This window comes from Arthrobacter phoenicis (assembly GCF_047238215.1).
GTDB lineage: Bacteria > Actinomycetota > Actinomycetes > Actinomycetales > Micrococcaceae > Arthrobacter.
The window spans coordinates 3,572,538-3,589,490 of sequence record NZ_JBDFMK010000001.1; the positions used below are offsets into that span (position 1 = coordinate 3,572,538).

The 16,953-nt window shown below is 69.7% G+C and carries 14 protein-coding genes; all 14 read right to left on the reverse strand.

The annotated features are described in order from the left end of the window. Positions 1–131: 131 nt before the first annotated feature. Positions 132–1,832: an amidohydrolase gene (locus ABC337_RS16950; protein WP_412882974.1), complete on the reverse strand. Its 1,701-nt coding sequence runs from the start codon at positions 1,830–1,832 to the stop codon at positions 132–134. Positions 1,833–1,938: 106 nt separating this feature from the next. Beyond that, a complete protein-coding gene (locus ABC337_RS16955) occupies positions 1,939–4,905 on the reverse strand; it encodes a DEAD/DEAH box helicase (protein ID WP_412882973.1) in 2,967 nt (988 codons plus the stop codon). Positions 4,906–4,929: 24 nt separating this feature from the next. After that, complete coding sequence (gene tatC / locus ABC337_RS16960; RefSeq protein WP_364135829.1) at positions 4,930–5,724, reverse strand: twin-arginine translocase subunit TatC; 795 nt, start codon at positions 5,722–5,724, stop codon at positions 4,930–4,932. A 48-nt stretch (positions 5,725–5,772) separates the two neighbouring features. Next, positions 5,773–6,042 carry a Sec-independent protein translocase subunit TatA gene (gene tatA, locus ABC337_RS16965; RefSeq protein ID WP_290257835.1) on the reverse strand — a complete coding sequence of 90 codons (270 nt, stop codon included), beginning with the start codon at positions 6,040–6,042 and terminating at the stop codon, positions 5,773–5,775. Positions 6,043–6,078: 36 nt separating this feature from the next. Next, on the reverse strand, positions 6,079–6,480 hold the full coding sequence (locus tag ABC337_RS16970; RefSeq protein WP_290257836.1) for a hypothetical protein: 402 nt from the start codon (positions 6,478–6,480) through the stop codon (positions 6,079–6,081). 10 nt (positions 6,481–6,490) lie between these two features. Further along, positions 6,491–8,563 (reverse strand): helix-turn-helix transcriptional regulator, encoded by a 2,073-nt coding sequence (locus tag ABC337_RS16975; protein WP_412882972.1) that lies wholly within the window; start codon positions 8,561–8,563, stop codon positions 6,491–6,493. A 129-nt stretch (positions 8,564–8,692) separates the two neighbouring features. Continuing rightward, positions 8,693–9,088 carry an FKBP-type peptidyl-prolyl cis-trans isomerase gene (locus ABC337_RS16980; protein WP_290257838.1) on the reverse strand — a complete coding sequence of 132 codons (396 nt, stop codon included), beginning with the start codon at positions 9,086–9,088 and terminating at the stop codon, positions 8,693–8,695. A gap of 47 nt (positions 9,089–9,135) precedes the next feature. After that, entirely contained in the window at positions 9,136–10,074 is a 939-nt protein-coding gene (locus ABC337_RS16985; protein WP_412882971.1) for an FKBP-type peptidyl-prolyl cis-trans isomerase, read from the reverse strand. A 112-nt stretch (positions 10,075–10,186) separates the two neighbouring features. Next, positions 10,187–11,551 (reverse strand): Pup--protein ligase, encoded by a 1,365-nt coding sequence (gene pafA / locus ABC337_RS16990; protein ID WP_400159034.1) that lies wholly within the window; start codon positions 11,549–11,551, stop codon positions 10,187–10,189. 1 nt (position 11,552) lies between these two features. Further along, complete coding sequence (gene prcA, locus ABC337_RS16995) at positions 11,553–12,260, reverse strand: proteasome subunit alpha (protein ID WP_290257841.1); 708 nt, start codon at positions 12,258–12,260, stop codon at positions 11,553–11,555. Position 12,261: 1 nt separating this feature from the next. Continuing rightward, positions 12,262–13,119, reverse strand: a complete 858-nt coding sequence (prcB, locus tag ABC337_RS17000) for a proteasome subunit beta (protein WP_412882970.1) — start codon at positions 13,117–13,119, stop codon at positions 12,262–12,264. A gap of 63 nt (positions 13,120–13,182) precedes the next feature. Then, positions 13,183–13,383: a ubiquitin-like protein Pup gene (locus ABC337_RS17005; protein ID WP_290257843.1), complete on the reverse strand. Its 201-nt coding sequence runs from the start codon at positions 13,381–13,383 to the stop codon at positions 13,183–13,185. A gap of 89 nt (positions 13,384–13,472) precedes the next feature. Further along, positions 13,473–15,083: a depupylase/deamidase Dop gene (gene dop, locus ABC337_RS17010; RefSeq protein ID WP_412883264.1), complete on the reverse strand. Its 1,611-nt coding sequence runs from the start codon at positions 15,081–15,083 to the stop codon at positions 13,473–13,475. 47 nt (positions 15,084–15,130) lie between these two features. Continuing rightward, positions 15,131–16,924, reverse strand: a complete 1,794-nt coding sequence (gene arc / locus ABC337_RS17015; RefSeq protein WP_412882969.1) for a proteasome ATPase — start codon at positions 16,922–16,924, stop codon at positions 15,131–15,133. Between the last annotated feature and the right edge of the window lie 29 nt (positions 16,925–16,953).

A 16,953-nucleotide genomic window follows, 5' to 3' on the forward strand; every position in this document is an offset into this window, starting at 1 on the left:
GCGGGGCCTTTCCTTGGAGGGAGCGGTCGGCAGGCCGGGATGGTCGGCGGGAGCCGACGACGGGCACAGCTTCCCATTATAGACAGGGAGTCCGGGCGCCGGCGGGCCGTTCGGGCCGCGCCGGCGGCGGGTCAGCGGCCCAGCGAACCGCTCGCGTAGAGTTCAACGCCGTCGCGGACGGTCTGCAGGCAGACCGGGTCGCTGCCGGTGTCCAGTGCCGGGAGCAGCGGCGTGCGGGCGCGCGGGTCGGTGCTCCAGGACTGCACCCGGCCGTCGGCCACCTGGACCATGAGTTCCTCGACCTCCCAGACCGCGAAGCTGGCCGGGGCGCCGGGGACCAGCTGGCCCGCCATCGGGTTCCGGTAGCGGGCCGCGCGCCAGCCGGCGCGGGTGTGTCCCAGGAAGGCTGCCCGCGCGGAGATGCGTTCGCCCTCGTCGTGGTGTTCCAGGCAGGCCCGGACGCTGGACCAGGGGCTCAGCGGGGTGACGGGGCTGTCGCTGCCGAAGCACACCGGCACGCCGGCGGAGTAGAAGGACCCGAAGGGGTTCATGCCCTGCTGCCGGCCGCCGAGGCGCCGCGCGTAGAGGCTGTCCGGGCCGCCCCACAGGGCGTCGAAGACCGGCTGGGCGCTGACCGTCACCGAGTACTTGGCCAGGCGCTCGATCGCGGCGGCGTCGGCCAGTTCGACGTGTTCCAGGCGATGGCCGGCGGCGCGCACGCGCTGCTCGCCCACCTCGGACGCGGCCTGGTCCAGCGCCTCGAGGGCGGCGTCCAGGCCGGCGTCGCCGATCACGTGGAAGCCGGCCTGCAGGCCCAGCTGCGAGCAAGCGGCGATGTGGGCGGCGGCCTCATCGACCGAGAGGTACCGGGTGCCCCGCTCCCCCGGTGCATCCGCGTAGTCCTCGCGCAGCGCCGCGGTCCGGGAGCCGATGGAGCCATCCATGTTCAGGTCACCGGCCAGGCCGAGGACGGAGACGCCCAGGTCCGCCAGGATGGACCTGGCCTCGGCCTCCGAGCCGGCCAGCTGGCCCCAGTACGGCAGCACCTCGGCCGTGGCGGGGCCGGGACGGCCGGCGTCGTTCCAGCCTGCGGCGATCCGCAGGTCCTCGACGCCGCCGATATGCGGGGCGCCCATCTCGGCCAGGGCCACGTAACCGTTGGCGGCTGCCCGGGCCAGCGCCGCCTGCTGGTAGCCGCGCAGCGCGGCGGCCGGGAGATCCCGGGCGGCGCGGCGGGCGGCCGTGTGCGCGGCCCGCTTGACCTGGCCGTCGGCGCCGAAGCCGTCGAGTCCGGGCAGCCCGGCGGCGGTGGCAAGGGACGCGGAGACCAGCGCGGAGTGGACATCAACCCGGGACAGGTAGACCGGGCGGCCGCCGGCGGCGCGCTCAAGTTCCTCGCGGCCGGGCAGGGTCGGATCGGACCACTGGGACTCGTCCCAGCCGTGGCCCAGGATCGTCCCGCCGTCGGACCCGGCTCCCGTGCTGCTGCCGGATGCCGCGGCGGCGTGGCGGGCGACGGCGTCGAGCAGCTCGGCGCCGGAGCGCACCTGGCCCAGCTGCAGGGATTCGAGCGCGATGCCGGTCTCGGTCAGGTGCACGTGGGAATCGACGAAGCCCGGGGCCAGCAGCGCGCCCTGCAGGTCGACGATGGTCATCGAGTCGTCCGCGATGGAGGTGGCGGCCTGCTCAGACCCCACCCACGCCACCGTGTCCCCGTCCACCAGCATCGCCGTCGCGAAGGGGTCGGCCGCGGTATAGACCGAGCCGTTGCGGTACAGCGTGACCTTACGCTCGGTGGTGGCGGGCCGGGACTCGGAGGGTGAAGCGGTCATGGACAATGAACTCCTTACTGCGGGCCGCCGGGCACTCCGGCGGCGTGACTGCGGTGGGCGGCCGGAACCGCCGTGAATCTGGTGGGGGCCAGGGAGCTGACCGGCGTTAGGCGACGGCCGAGTAGGCGACGACGCCGCGCTTGACCAGGCTGATGGCATCGGAGCAGAGCCGCGACACCCTGGGTTCAAGCCCGGGGATCTTGGCCAGCTGGTCCAGCAGGTCGATGATTTGCTTGACCCAGCGGACGAAGTCGCCGGCGGCCAGGTCCGTGCCGCTGAGCACCTCCTGAAGGTGCCGGCCCTTGGCCCACTTGAAGACCGGCCAGACCAGCCCCAGCTCCGGTTCCCCGGTCAGGGGCAGCTTGTTCGCCTCCTCGACGTCCTCCAGCGCGGACCATTCCCGGACCACAATGTCGACCGCGGACTCCAGCGAAACGCTCGGCATCTTGGGCCGCAGGCCGCGGTCCTCGCGTTTCGCCTGGTAAACCAGCACGCTGGCGAGGGCCGCGATCTCGGCGGCATCCAGGTCACTGAACGCTCCGAGGCGCAGCGACTGGGAAATCAGCAGGTCCTTCTCGCCGTAGATCCGGCGCAGCCGCTGCCCGTCAGGGCTGATCGAGACCGTTCCGGACTCCCCTGTTTCCAGGTAGCCGTACGCGGAGAGGACACCGCAGACCCTGTCGAAGGTCTTGGCGATGGTGTTGGTCCGGCCCTGGATCTGGCGGACCAGGCCGTCGGTCTCCTGCCGGAGCTTCCACCAGCGCTCGGACCAGCGGGCGTGGTCCTCGCGTTCGCTGCAGCCGTGGCAGGGGTGGGCACGCAGTTCCCGCCGCAGCTCGGTGATCTTCCGCTCCAGATTGGGCGCCGCGGCGGCGCGGCCGAAGTCCTCGTTGCGATTCGGCGGCGCCGGCGGCCTGTTCTCCCGCAGCGCGTTGTGCACGGAGGAGGCCAGGTCCCGGCGGGACTTGGGCACCTTGGCGTTGAACGACTTCGGGATCCGCACCCGGGTCAGGGGGCTGATGGGGCCCTCGAGGTCGTGCAGGCCGATCCGGCGCAACTGGTGCTCCATGGTCATGACGGCCGGTCGCGGTTCGCGCGACTGGTGGTCGGAGCTGAGGACGACGGCGAGACCGGGCGTGCGGCCGGAGGGCACGTCGACGACGTCGCCGGGCAGCAGCCGGCTCAGGGAGTCCTCGGTGACGGATTTGCGGGCCCGCGAGGAGTTCTGCGACGCCGACTTTTCGGCCTCGGAGAGGGCCCTGCGGATCCGGATGTATTCGGTGAAGTCGCCCAGGTGGCAGGTCATGGCCTTGTGGAAGCCGGCCAGCGACTCCTCCCGGCTGCGGACCTGCTTGGCCAGGCCCACTACGGACCGGTCGGCCTGGAACTGCGCGAACGAGGATTCGAGGATCTCGCGTGCCCGGGCCCTGCCGAATTGGGCCACGAGGTTGATCGACATGTTGTAGGTGGGCCGGAAGCTCGAGTTGAGCGGGTAGGTGCGGCGGGAGGCGAGGCCTGCGACCGCCGCCGGGTCGGTGCCGGGCTGCCAGAGCACGACCGCGTGGCCCTCGACGTCGATGCCGCGGCGTCCGGCGCGGCCGGTGAGCTGGGTGTACTCCCCCGCCGTGATGTTCACGTGCGCCTCACCGTTGAACTTGTCGAGCTTTTCAAGCACGACGCAGCGGGCGGGCATGTTCACACCCAGGGCCAGCGTCTCGGTGGCGAACACGGCCTTGACCAGGCCGTCGACGAAGAGCTTCTCCACTACCTCCTTGAAGGTGGGCAGCATGCCGGCGTGGTGGGCGGCCAGGCCGCGAAGCAGCCCGTCCCGCCAGCTCCAGAAGCCCAGGACGTCCAGGTCGTCGGAGGGAATGTCCTGGGCGGCCTCATCCACGCGGCTGGCGATGATCGCCTGTTCCTTCTCCGTGGTCAGCCAGAGCCCGGCCGAAACGCACTGGGCAACCGCGGCGTCGCAGCCGGCCCGGGAGAAGATGAAGGTGATGGCGGGGAGCAGATCCATCCGGTCCAGGCTGGCGATCACCTGCGGGCGGCTGGCCTTCCGGACCGGGCTGCGCTGCGCGGACTGGGGCGCCTCGTCGCGCTGGTTCCGGTGCCGGCGCTGGCTGCGGCCGCCGTGGCCGAACCGTCCGCGGAAGTTCATCTGGCTCTCGGCCTTGGCCATCGAGAGCAGTTCCGGGTTGACCTCGAAGCCGGCCTTTTCGGTGATGGCCCGGCGCTTGGCGGGCGCCGCGGGGCGGCTGCCGCCGTCGTCTGTCGTGCCACCCTCGAGGGTGCCGGCAACGGTGACCCCGTCGCCCGCGGCGACGTCGTCCGCATCAGACGGCCCGGCGGCGGCGACCTCGTCGAAGGTGGTGTCGCCGGCAAAGAGGTCAACGATCTTCCGGCCCACCATGACGTGCTGCCAGAGCGGGATGGGCCGGTGTTCGGAGACGATGACGTCGGTCTGGCCGCGGACGGTGTCCAGCCAGGCGCCGAATTCCTCGGCGTTGGATACGGTGGCGCTGAGCGAGGCCACCTGGACCTCGCTGGGGAGGTGGATGATCACTTCCTCCCAGACCGCACCGCGGAACCGGTCGGCGAGGTAGTGCACCTCGTCCATCACCACGAAGCCCAGGTCGTCCAGGGTCTCGGAGCCGGCGTAGAGCATGTTGCGCAGCACCTCGGTGGTCATCACCACCACGGGGGCCTCGCCGTTGATGCTGGTGTCACCGGTCAGCAGGCCGACGTTGTCGGCGCCGTACTTGCCGGCCAGCTCGGTGTACTTCTGGTTGCTGAGGGCCTTGATGGGCGTGGTGTAGAACGCCTTGAGGCCGCGCTGCAGGGCCAGGTAAATGGCGAACTCGCCGACGATGGTCTTGCCGGCGCCGGTGGGCGCGGCCACCAGCACCCCGCGGCCGGCCTGCAGGGACAGGCAGGCCTCGCGCTGGAACGGGTCAAGGTCAAAGGCGAGCGAACGGGTGAAACCACCCAGGTAGGTCCTGGCCTCGGCGGCCCGTTCGACGCTGGCCCGGTAGCGCTCGGAGGGCGACTCGGGCTCAGGGTTCAACGACATGCTTCCAGCCTAATGCGCTCCGGCCTAGAGATTCTCCAGTTCGGAGCTGGGGGTGGCGCGGTCGGCCGTGGCCTCGGTCTCGGCGTCGATCTTCGCCGCCTTCTTCTCGCGGCGCCGGTCGTTGAGCAGGCACAACCCGATCGCGGTGAAGAACAGCACCAGCATCGGCACGGCCAGGTAGAACATGCTGGTCGCGTCCGCGCCGGGGGCGGCCATCGCCGCGAACAGGCAGACCAGGAAGACGGTGATGCGCCAGCTCTTGAGCAGCTGGCGGCCCTTGACCAGTCCGGCCAGGTTGAGTCCAAACAGCACCACCGGCAGCAGGAACGCGATGCCGAAGGCCAGGAGCAGGCGCAGCACGAAGGACAGGTAGACCTGGGCGCTGATGAAGTTGGAGCCGCCGGAGGGGGTGAACTCGGTGAGAACCCGGACCGCATTCGGCAGCACCAGCCAGGCCAGCAGCACGCCGCCGACGAAGAGCGGGACGGCCGCGGCCACGAAGGAGAGCGCCAAGCGGCGTTCCTTTTTGTGCAGCCCGGGCACGATGAAGGCCCAGAGCTGGTAGATCCAGACCGGGCTGGCCACCAGAAGGCCGAGGAACACGGAGACCTGGATCATCAGGTCGAAGGAGCTGGCGACGCCGTCGAAGTTCAGCGACGCCTGCCGGCCCTCGTGCTCGTTGAGGTCCCGGATCGGTTTGATCAGGGCCGCGAGGATGGGCTGGTAAACCAGGAAGCCGACGACCGTGCCCAGCACAACGGCGATCGCCGACTTAAAGAGCCGGTTGCGCAGCTCTTTGAAGTGATCGATCAGGGCCATCCGGCCCTCGGGGTTCGACCGACGGTTCATGGTCACTGCCATGTGGTTCTAGGCGCGCGTGGACGGGGGAACGTCGGTCCCGCCGCCGGGGTGGCCTTCGGGGCCTGCGGTCCGGGGGTGGTTGACCACGCGGCCCTCGACGGCGTCCGGGTCAACCTCGGCCTCGGGCTTGCCGTCCTTTTTCATTTCGCGGACCTCGGACTTGAAAATCCGCATCGACTGACCCAGGCTGCGGGCCATCCCCGGCAGCTTCGGCGCTGCGAACAGCACCAGTGCCAGGACGATGATGATGATGAGATGCCAGCCTTCAAGCCTCATGCTGGGTGGTCCTTTCGTTTAGGTACATCCTAATGACTAACGGATATCGAGGTCCCGCAGTGCCTGCGGCTGGCCACGTTCCGTTTTTCGCCGGATCCGGCGAATGCGCCGGGCTTCCTGCCGTGCCGCTTTGGATGCATGGTAATTCTGACGCATCAGCGCGGGAGCGGCAAAAACCGCCGCGCCCGGAGCCGTCACAGGACCCGGGGCGCCGTCGTCGGCCGTTCCGCCGTCCGAGCCTAGGCCGTCCACATGAACAACGGCTGAACCGGGAGTGGACGGCGCCGCCCCGAAGGCCGCGAGCCGGTCCCCCGCTTCACCGAGATCCTTGAGGGTGGCCATGAACTGCCGGAACAACCGCACGCCGAGCACACCGATGAAGAGCAGCGACAACGCAATCAGCGCCGTCCAGAGCAGGATCCAGGACCACCAAGGCATGCTGTTCAGTCTAGCCGCGCTGCCGCCGCTGGTGCGCCGGAGCCGGGGGGTGTCCGGCCGCGCCGTACGATTCCAGCGCGGCGGCCAGCCAGCGGGCGGCGTCGGCGGCGAGCCCCGAAGGGGCCACCACGCGGGCGTCGCCGCCGTGGCGGGCCATCAGCATCGGCACCCAGTCGGTGCTGCCGAAGCGCACCTCGGCCAGGAGGTTGCCCCTGGGCAGCGGGGCGGTGCGTTCGGCGTAGTATTCGTCCGCCAGGCCAGCGCCGCGCGGTGTCAGTTCGAGGACCACAACGGCGTCGTCGTCGTTCGGGGTGAAGAGCTTCACCGGGAAACCGTCGGCGGGCGCTCCGGCGGCGGTCACCGGGCGTCCGTTGGGGCGCAGGTCCTGGATCCGGTCGAGGCGGAAGTTCCGGACCGCCCGTGCCGAGTGGCAGTAGGCCTCGAGGTACCAGGTGCTGTCCAGGGAGTAGAGGCGCAGCGGGTCGATGTCACGTTCGGAGACGGCGTCCCGTTGCGGGGCGAGGTACTGCAGGTGCAGCTGGGAGCCGGAGCGGATGGCCTCCCGTGCGGTCTCCAGCGCCGCCGAGTCCTGCGGGGTGACCTCGGGACCGGAGAGGGCGGCGGCCTTGAGGCCCTCCTCGCCGGCGGCGGCCATGAGCTTGAGGGTCACGGACTCCAGGGCTCCGCCCTCCGCGATGCCCGGCAGCCCGTTGAGCGCCTCCAGGCCGGTGAGCAGCGCGCAGGCCTCATCGACGGTGAAGCGGACGGGCCGGGTGAGGTCCAGGTCCTGGATGATGAAGACGTGGTCGTCGTCCCAGCGGATGTCCAGCAGGTCGTCCGGGTAGCCCTCCGGGAGGCCGGAGCAGATCAGGATTTGCAGGTCCTCCTCGAGCACCTTCCGGGTGACGCCAAAGCGGTCGGCCACTTCGCTGATGTGCAGTCCCTGGTTGTGCACCAGGAACGGGATCAGCTGGAGCATGCGCTTGAGCTGGTCTTCGGAGGTGCGTTTGCGGGTGCGCTTCCCTGCCTGCGGTCCGGCGGGGGCGAAGTCGACGGCGGGCACCGGGGCGGCCGCAAACTCCGCCGCGGCTTCCAGCCGGCGCAGCACCGCGTCCCGCAGCGGGGCCGGGCCGGCGACGACGGCCTTCGCCCCGTACGCAGCGAGCTCGGCGGCCAACGTCTCCTCGTCCCGGTACGGCACCAGCAGCCGGTCGTAGCCCTCGCGCTGGGCCGCTCCGCCGTCGTCCGCTCCACCGTCCGCTCCGGTCGCCGTGTCCACTGCGCCGGGGTCCGCCGCGTGCCGCCGCAGCCCCGGCAGGGAGCCCGCGGCGACGTCGACGGCGGCGTGCCGGACGGGCAGTTCGGGCAGGGCCGCGAGCTGGTCGCGGACGTTGAAGGCCGGAGGCGGAGTGAAGGTTTCCTGCTCCAGGACCGTGACGGCGGAGGTGAACCGGGAGAGCCGGAAGAACCGCTTGTCCTTGCGGCTACGGTCGTAGCCGATCAGGTACCACTGGCCGAAGCGGCTGCCAAGGCCCCAGGGTTCCACGGTGCGCTGTTCCTCGCGGCCGGTGCTGCTTGCGCGGTAGGCGAACGCCACCGGGTGCTGGGCGTGGACGGCGGTGACCAGGTCTTCGAAGCCCTGCCCGGCGGGGCGGATCCGGGGCTGGACGCCGGCGGGGAGCTCGGCGTCGGCCAGGCCGCCGGCGGCCTGGAGCTTGCGGACGGCGTTGCGGGCGGCGGAGCCCAGCGCTGCCTGCTCCCACAGCTGGGCCGCCAGCATGAGGACCGCGGATTCCTCCGGGGTGAGGCTCACGTCCGGCAGTCGGTTGGATTCCTTGCCGATCCGGTAGCGGGTGGTGGCCGGGTCGTCAGAGCCCCAGCCCTTGTCCATGACGGTCTCCACCTCGAAGCCGAAGCGGCGGAGTTCGTCCTTGTCCCGTTCGAACATCCGCCCGAAGGCGGCCTCGGAGCTGGTGGTGTCGTGGTAGACCTTGCGGCGCAGCTCTCCGCGGCGCAGGCCGTAGGTGGTGTTCAGCAGCGCGATCAGCAGGTTCAGGAGACGTTCGGTACGTGAGGCGGACACCCCGCAAGGCTACTAAAGTTCCGCGGCATTAAACGGCGGAAGCGCGGCACCCGGGGAAGTTGTTTCCTCCTGGGTGCCGCGCCGCCGCGGAAGGTGCCGGACTTAGGGCCCGGCGGGGGTGGTACGCCCTTAGCGGACGGCCACGAGGTCGACCACGAAGATCAGGGCCTCGTTGGGGCCGATCGCTCCGCCGGCGCCACGGGAGCCGTAGGCCAGTTCGGAGGGGATCTCGAGCCGGCGGCGGCCGCCGACCTTCATGCCCAGGAGGCCCTGGTCCCAGCCCTGGATGACCTGGCCGACGCCGACCCGGAAGTCCAGCGGTGCGCCGCGGCCCCAGGAGGCGTCGAATTCTTCACCGGTGGACCAGGCCACGCCCACGTAGTGGGTGGACACGGTGTCGCCGGCCTTGGCCTCGGCGCCGTCGCCCTCGATCAGGTCCTTGATGACCAGCTCGGTGGGGACATCGCCTTCCGGGAAGTCGATCTCGGGCTTCTGGCGGTCGAGGTTGCGCTGTCCAAATGACATGTGTGCTCCTTCGGGGGTGCTTGGGTGTGGTGCGGAATGCGGAAGGGTTACTTGACGCCGAGGATGTCGACGACGAACACGAGGTCGCCGACCGGCTGGCCGCTGGCGGCAGTGGCGTCGGGGTAGGCGAGGGCCTTGGGAACGACCAGGAGGACGCGGGAGCCGACGGTCTTGCCGGCCAGGCCCTGGGTCCAGCCCTTGATCACGCCGTTGAGCGGGAAGGAGGCCTTCTTGCCGCTGTCGAAGCTGGAGTCGAAGACCTTGCCGTCGGCGAGGGTCGCTCCGACGTAGTTCACCGTGATGGTGTCGGTCTCCTTGATGGCCTGTCCCTTGCCCTTGATCAGGTCCTGGGAGACGAGCGCGGTCGGTGCCGCTACGCCGTTGACGGAGATGACCGGAACACCCTTGTCGTTATCCTTTACGGTCGGCAGGCCGGCCGGCGGCGTCACGGCGTCGCCTTCGGGCTTGTCGAGGACCTTCGGGGCGTCCTTGGCGGCGAGGATCTTGATGACGATCAGCTGCGAGGGCTGCGCGGGGGCACCCTCGGCGCCGGCCTGGCCGGGGACGGCGAGGGCCAGCTGGGAGCCGACCTTGGCGCCGACGAACGCGTTGTAGATGACGGCGCTGCCGGACTTCAGGTCGTCGTTGAGTTCGAGCTTCTCCGGGTCCTTCGGGAAGGTGTCCTCAACAGTGGAGCCGTCCTTGCCGTTGAACGCGACGATCGAGATGTCTGCGACCTGGTTGGCCTTAACCTTGTCGCCGTTGCCTTCGGTGACCACCTTGATGGTGGGGTCCTTGACCTCCAGCGGCTTGGTGAAGTCGACGCCGGGGGCCTTCTTGTCACCGTTGTCGGTCAGTTTCAGCGAGTCCAGCTTCGCGGTCTCGCCGGCGGACTGGCTGGTGGGCTCCGGGGCCGCCTTGTCGCCGCCACCGCAGGCGGTGAGCAGCAGCAGTCCGGGAAGAAGAATTGCTAGTAGTCGGCGCACGTAAGAACTTTCGTCGGGGCAGGATGGACGCCATGCCGGGCTCATGCCGGCGGCAAGGCAAGCGGTTGCCGGGAAACGGCACCTTCTCCAGAGTAACGCGGAAAGCTGGGTATCAGCCCATAGAGTCCAGCAGGGCATCCACCCGGTCGTCCACGCTGCGGAACGGATCCTTGCAGAGGATGGTCTGGTGGGCGCGGTCGTTGAGCTTGAGGTGGACCCAGTCGACCGTGTAGTCCCGGCCCAGTTCCTGGGCCCGCCGGACGAAGTCGCCGCGGAGCTTGGCACGGGTGGTCTGCGGCGGGGCGTCGACTGCGTCCTTGACCGCGGTGTCGTCCACCAGTCGCCGGGCTGCGCCGCGGGACTGGAGCAGGTAGAACAGCCCGCGGCTGCGCGAGATGTCATGGTAGGTCAGGTCCAGCTGCGCGATCCTGGGGGCGTCCAGTTCCAGACCGTGCCGGGTCCGGTAGCTGTCCATCAGCTTCTTCTTGATGGCCCAGTCCACCTCGGTGTCGATGGCGCTTGTGTCCCCGCTCTCGATCGCGTCCAGCGTCCGCTCCCAGAGGTCCAGGATCAGCGGGACGTGGGCGTTGTGCGCGCCCTTGTCCGCCACGAACTCGGTGACCTTGTTGAGGTATTCGCGCTGGATCTCCAGGGCGGTGAGCTGCCGCCCGTTGGCCAGACGGACCAGGGCCCGGCCGGTCAGGTCGTGGGAAATCTCGCGGATGCTCCGAATCGGGTTCTCCATCCGCATGTCGCGCATGATTACCCCGGCCTCGATCATCCGCAGGATCAGGTCCACCGTGCCGACCTTGAGGAGCGTGGTGGTCTCGGACATGTTCGAGTCGCCCACGATCACGTGCAGGCGCCGGTAGAACTCGGCGTCGGCGTGCGGCTCATCCCGGGTGTTGATGATCGGCCGGGACCTGGTGGTGGCCGAAGAGACGCCCTCCCAGATGTGGTCCGCGCGCTGGGAGAACGCGTAGGTGGCGCCGTGCGGGGTCTTCAGGATCTTGCCGGCACCCGCAATCAGTTGGCGGGTGACCAGGAACGGGATCAGGATCTCGGCCAGCCGGGAGAACTCGCCGCGGCGCGGGATGAGGTAATTCTCGTGGCTGCCGTAGGAGTTTCCGGCCGAGTCGGTGTTGTTCTTGAACAGGTAGACGGTGCCGTTGAAACCCTCGGCGGCGAGCCGCTCCTGCGCCTCGGCCACGAGGTCATCCAGGATCAGCTCGCCGGCGCGGTCGTGGGCGATCAGCTGCACCAGGTCATCGCACTCGGCGGTGGCGTACTCCGGGTGCGATCCAACGTCCAGGTATAGCCGTGAGCCGTTGGTGAGGAACACATTGGAGGAGCGTCCCCAGCTGACCACCTTGCGGAACAGGTAGCGGGCCACTTCCTCCGGGGCGAGCGGCCGGGACTCCGGGCTCGAATAGGAGATCCCGAATTCGGTTTCGATGCCGAAAATTCTCTTGTCCATGTTAGTTTCCCTCCGCCAGCAGCGCGGCAAGTTCGGCGTCGTCGAGCCGGCGGAAGGCCCGCCGGGTGCCGCGCGCGGTTTCCGAGCCGCGGTCCAGGACGGCCACCTCGACGGCGGTGACCGGCAGCGCGTCCGCGTCCCGGTCCGCCACGAGGCCGGCCAGCGCGAGCCGGATGGCCCCGCCGAAGTCGAGGTCCCCGCGCCAGCCGTCGGCCACGGCCTCGGAAACCTTGTCGGCCTGTCCGCCCATCACGATGAAGCCCTGTTCATCGGCGATCGAACCGTCGAAGGTAAGCCTGTAGAGGTGGTCCGCCTCCTGGACGGGTCCCACCTCGGCGACGGCCAGCTCCACCTCGAAAGGCTTCTGCTCCGCGGTGAACACGGCCCCCAGGCTCTGGGCGTAGACACTGGCCAGGCCGCGCGCGGTGACGTCCTCACGGTCGTAGGAGTAGCCGCGGACGTCGGCGTAGCGCACCCCCGCCTGCCGGAGGCTCTCGAACTCGTTGTACTTGCCGACCGCGGCGAAGGCGATCTTGTCGTAGATCTCGCCGATCTTGTGCAGCGACGGGGAGGGGTTCTCCGCCACCAGGGCGATGCCGTCCCGGCAGCTGACCACCACCACGGACCGGCCCCGGGAAATACCCTTCCGGGCGAAGTCGGCCCGGTCCTTCATGAGTTGTTCCGGGGAGACGTAGAACTGCTGGGTCATCTCAGGCCTCCCTCTGTGCGGCCGTGCGGGCGTCGATGATGCCGCCGGCCACGGCGGCCAGCTGCGCTTCGGGGACCCGGACCGCGCCGGCCCGGTCGACGGTGTAGACCACGGGCCAAAGCTGCCGTACGGGGTCGGGCCCGCCGGTGGCGGAGTCGTCGTCGGCGGCGTCGTAGAGGGCCTCGACGGACACCTGGACGGCGTCGGCGCCGCTGAGCCCCGGCCGCCACAGTTTCTTCAGCGCGCCGCGGGCGAAGACGGAGCCGGAGCCGACGGCGTGGTGCTCCTGCTCCTCGTAGCGGCCGCCGGTCACGTCGTAGGAGAACAGCCGGCCGATGCCCGCCGTGCGGTCGAAGCCGGCGAACAGCGGGACCACGGCCAGGCCCTGCATGGCCATCGGGAGGTTGCCGCGGACCATGGCGCCGAGGCGGTTGGCCTTGCCGTCCAGGCTCAGCTGGGTGCCTTCGATCTTCTCGTAGTGTTCGAGCTCGACCTGGAAGAGCCGCGTGATGTCGATGGCGATGCCGGCGGTCCCGGCGATGCCCAGCACAGAGTAGCGGTCGGCGGGGAAGACCTTTTCGATGTGCCGGCTGGCGATCATGTTGCCCATCGTTGCGCGCCGGTCCCCCGCCATCAGGACTCCCCCGGCGTAGGTCAGGGCGACGATCGTGGTGGCGTGTGGCACGCCGGCCAGGGCCGAGCCGTTGCCGGGAAGGTGGCCGGCGGTCAGTCCCGCCGGGGCGCCGGACCCCGCAGAGAGTGCGTTGTAGGGCAGCAGTTCGGGCCGCGAGCGTTGCAGGTGCTCGGCGAATGAGGACGACGCCCCCGCCATCACCTGGTCGGCTGAATTGTCCAGCATTGGTGCACTCCCTCCACGTAGTGAATCAATGGCTGCCGCGGCCCGTCCGCGGCCCGGGGCTGGCTACTGGCCGCCCTTTTGCACGAATGCGCGGACGAACTCCTCGGCATTGGATTCCAGCACGCCGTCGATTTCGTCGAGCAGGTCATCCACGCCCTGGGTCGCCTCAGATGCCTGGGCCTCGGGCGCGGCGGGCGGCGGGGCGACGTCCTCCTCGACCTCGGTGTCGCGGGACTGCGGCTGCATCTGCTCCTGGCCTGCCATGATCTTCTCCTTCGCTGTCCGTCCCGCTCGGCGCGGGACTTCCTGTAAGCCATATTGCCACGCTGCCGGACCCTGCGGGGGCTTTGGCGTCAGGAGGCCGGCGCCTGGCCCAGCAGCTCGGCCAGGAACGCCCCGGCGTCCTGGTGCCGGTCGAACAAAGCGCCGGTCAGGGCCTCGGTTCCGCGCAGCGGTTCGCGGGTGGGGACGCGCTGCAGCTTGCCCCGGCCGGGGAGGTCGAAGATCACCGAATCCCAGCTGGCACCGACCAGGTCGTGCCCGAAACGGCTGACGCAGCGGCCTCGGAAAAAGGCCCGGGTGTCCGACGGCGGCTCGCCGACGGCGCGCTGGATCTCCGCCTCCGTGGCAACCCGTTGCATCCGGCCGCGGGCGAGGAGCCGGTGGTAGAGGCCCTTCTCGGGGCGGATGTCCGCCCACTGCAGGTCCACCAGGCCCAGCCGGGCATCGGACCAGTCCAGCCCGTCCCGCTGCCGGTAGCCCTCCAGCAGGGACAGCTTGGCCAGCCATTCCACGGAGGACGCGGCCGCCGCCCGGTCGCCGTCGAGCGCGGTCAGCGTCGCAGCCCACCGGTCCAGCAGCGCGCGGGTGTGCCCGTCGCCGTCGACGGCGTCGCCCACCCCGGTCTCCTGGGCGAGCTTGGACGCGGCCTCGTGGTACATCCACTGGATGTCCAGGGCGGTGACGCGGCGGCCGTCCTTGAGCCGAAGCGTGGCGGTCAGGGCCGTGTCGTGGCTGACGGACTGCAGCGCCGCCACCGGGTCGTGGACCTCGATCCGCGGGGCCAGGCCCGCTTCGATCAGGCTGAGGACCGCCGCGGTGGTGCCGAACTTGAGGTAGTTGGCGGCCTCGCTCAAGTTGGCGTCGCCGATGATGACGTGCAGCCGGCGGTACTTGTCCGCCGTGGCGTGCGGTTCGTCGCGGGTGTTGATGATCGGCCGGCGGATGGTGGTTTCCAGCCCCACCTCGGTCTCGAAGAAGTCGGCGCGCTGGCTCATCTGGTAGCCGGCGCGGGAGCTGTCCTGGCCGAGACCCACGCGGCCGGCACCGCACATGACCTGTCGGGTGATGAAGAACGGCGTCAGGCCGCGGACGATGTCGCCGAACGGCACGGAGCGCGGCATCAGGTAGTTCTCGTGTGAACCGTAGGAGACGGACTTGTTGTCCGTGTTGTTCTTGTAGAGGTTGATCGGCGGCAGTTCCGGGTCGGCGGCCAGCCGGCGCACGGCGGCCAGGGCCACCAGGTCACCGGCGGCGTCCCAGACGACGGCGTCGTGCGGGTTGGTGACCTCGGGGCTGGAATACTCCGGGTGGGCATGGTCGACGTAAAGCCGGGCCCCGTTGCCCAGGACCATGTTCATCAGCAGCGAGCCGGACTCGTCCTCGCCGTCGCGCTCCAGCTCGCCGCGGCCGTAGGCCAGCGCCACCGACTCGGCATCAAGCACCGGCGGCCGGTCGGTCAGCTGCTCGGGATCCGCCGCGGCCCGCTCCACCGTCCAGCCGCGGGCGTCGTGCAGCGGCTCCTCGTCGGTGTAGTCCCAGCGGGTTTCCGCTCCGCCGGCGGCCCGCTGGCGGGTGACCTGGGCGTAGGCCTGGATCACCCGGGCGGACATCATGGTGGCGTTCGCCCCCGGCGCGGACGGGGCGTGGATCCCGTATTCGGTTTCTGATCCCATCACCCGCATCACGCCGCCGGCGGGCAGGGCGCCGGTTCCGGCGGCGGGGCCAGCCGTCACAGGTACTGGCCTGTGGTGGGCATCGTCTCGATTGTCTTGCCGGGTTCCTGGCCGGCCTTGCCTTGGACGATGGTGCGGATATACGTGATGCGTTCGCCCTTCTTGCCGGAGATCCGGGCCCAGTCATCCGGGTTGGTGGTGTTGGGCATGTCCTCGTGCTCGCGGAATTCGTCCACCACGGCGTGCAGCAGGTGGTCGATCCGCAGGCCCTTCTGGCCGGTGGTGAGCAGGTCCTTGATGGCGGACTTCTTGGCCCGGTCCACCACGTTCTGGACGACGGCGCCGGAGTTGAAGTCCTTGAAGTAGAGCATCTCGGTGTCGCCGTTGGCGTAGGTAACCTCGAGGTATTCGTTGGACTTTTCGGTGGAGTACATCGCCTCGACGGTGCGCTGGATCATGGCGTCCACGGTGGCCTGGACGTCGCCGTGGTGCTCGGCGATGTCGGACTCGTGGAATGGCAGATCCGTGGTGATGTATTTGTTGAAGATGTCCGCGGCGGCCTCGGCGTCGGGCCGCTGGATCTTTACCTTCACGTCCAGCCGGCCGGGGCGCAGGATGGCCGGGTCGATCATGTCCTCGCGGTTCGACGCGCCGATCACGATCACGTTGTCCAGGCGCTCCACGCCGTCAATCTCGCTCAGCAGCTGCGGCACGATCGTCGTTTCGACGTCTGAGGAGATGCCGGTGCCGCGGGTGCGGAACAGCGAGTCCATCTCATCGAAGAAGACGACGACGGGGCTGCCGTCGGACGCCTTCTCCCGGGCGCGGGCGAAGATCAGCCGGATGTGCCGTTCGGTCTCGCCCACGTACTTGTCCAGCAGCTCCGGGCCCTTGATATTGAGGAAGTAGCTCTTCATGTCGCTCTTGCCGGCGCGTTCCGCGGCGCGGGCGGCCAGGGAGTTGGCCACGGCCTTGGCGATCAGGGTCTTGCCGCAGCCGGGAGGGCCGTAGAGCAGGATGCCCTTGGGAGCCTTGAGCCCGTGCTCGCGGTACAGGTCCGGGTGCAGGAACGGCAGCTCGACGGCGTCGCGGATCTGCTCGATCTGCGGGCCCAGGCCGCCGATGTCCTGGTAGGTGATGTCCGGGACTTCCTCGAGGACCAGGTTCTCCACCTCGGACCGCGGGACCTTCTCCAGGGCGTAGCCGGTGCGGGTGTCGACCGAGAGCGCGTCGCCCACGCGGAGTTTCTGGGTCAGCAGCGAGCCGGAGAGCCGGACGACGCGTTCCTCGTCGGCGCGGCCCACCACCAGAGCGCGATCGGAGCCGAGGAGTTCCTTCAGGGTGACCAACTCGCCGGCGCGTTCGTAGCCGAGGCCGGCCACCACCAGGAGCGCCTCGTTCAGGAGCACCTCCTGGCCGACCGCCAGCTGGCTGATGTTTACCAGCGGGCTGATGCCCACGCGCATCTTGCGGCCGGCATTGAAGATGTCCACCGATTCCTCGGTGGTGGCCTGGCCGCCGCCGTTGGGCACGTGCCGTTTCGGGTTCAGCTGCAGGATGGTGCCGAAGCTGTAGGGCGGCTGGCCCTCCTGGTCGAGGGCGTTCTTCAGCCGAAGGATCTCGGCCTTGGCGGTCTCCAGCATCCCCACGAGCTTGGCGTTGTTCTGCGTGGCGGCGGCAAGCTGCCGGTCGATGTGGCGCAGCTTGTCGCGGAGGATGTTGATTTGCCGCTCGGCAACGGTGGCCTCGGCGGCGGTTCGCGCTGCGTCCCCGGTGTTCCCCTGCTGCCCTGCGGCGGCGGGGAACTGCTCATCGGGCGTGCGGCCCTGGTCGGTGTTCGGAGTCTCCATCGTGCATCAGCCCCTTCAGTACAGCTATT

Coding starts and splice junctions, on each gene's coding strand:
- prcB (WP_412882970.1), bottom strand. CDS start 13,119: ATGCTGGACAATTCAGCCGACCAGGTGATGGCGGGGGCGTCGTCCTCA.
- tatC (WP_364135829.1), bottom strand. CDS start 5,724: ATGGCCCTGATCGATCACTTCAAAGAGCTGCGCAACCGGCTCTTTAAG.
- prcA (WP_290257841.1), bottom strand. CDS start 12,260: ATGACCCAGCAGTTCTACGTCTCCCCGGAACAACTCATGAAGGACCGG.
- pafA (WP_400159034.1), bottom strand. CDS start 11,551: ATGGACAAGAGAATTTTCGGCATCGAAACCGAATTCGGGATCTCCTAT.
- dop (WP_412883264.1), bottom strand. CDS start 15,083: ATGCGGGTGATGGGATCAGAAACCGAATACGGGATCCACGCCCCGTCC.
- tatA (WP_290257835.1), bottom strand. CDS start 6,042: ATGAGGCTTGAAGGCTGGCATCTCATCATCATCATCGTCCTGGCACTG.
- ABC337_RS17005 (WP_290257843.1), bottom strand. CDS start 13,383: ATGGCAGGCCAGGAGCAGATGCAGCCGCAGTCCCGCGACACCGAGGTC.
- arc (WP_412882969.1), bottom strand. CDS start 16,924: ATGGAGACTCCGAACACCGACCAGGGCCGCACGCCCGATGAGCAGTTC.
- ABC337_RS16950 (WP_412882974.1), bottom strand. CDS start 1,832: ATGACCGCTTCACCCTCCGAGTCCCGGCCCGCCACCACCGAGCGTAAG.
- ABC337_RS16980 (WP_290257838.1), bottom strand. CDS start 9,088: ATGTCATTTGGACAGCGCAACCTCGACCGCCAGAAGCCCGAGATCGAC.
- ABC337_RS16955 (WP_412882973.1), bottom strand. CDS start 4,905: ATGTCGTTGAACCCTGAGCCCGAGTCGCCCTCCGAGCGCTACCGGGCC.
- ABC337_RS16970 (WP_290257836.1), bottom strand. CDS start 6,480: ATGCCTTGGTGGTCCTGGATCCTGCTCTGGACGGCGCTGATTGCGTTG.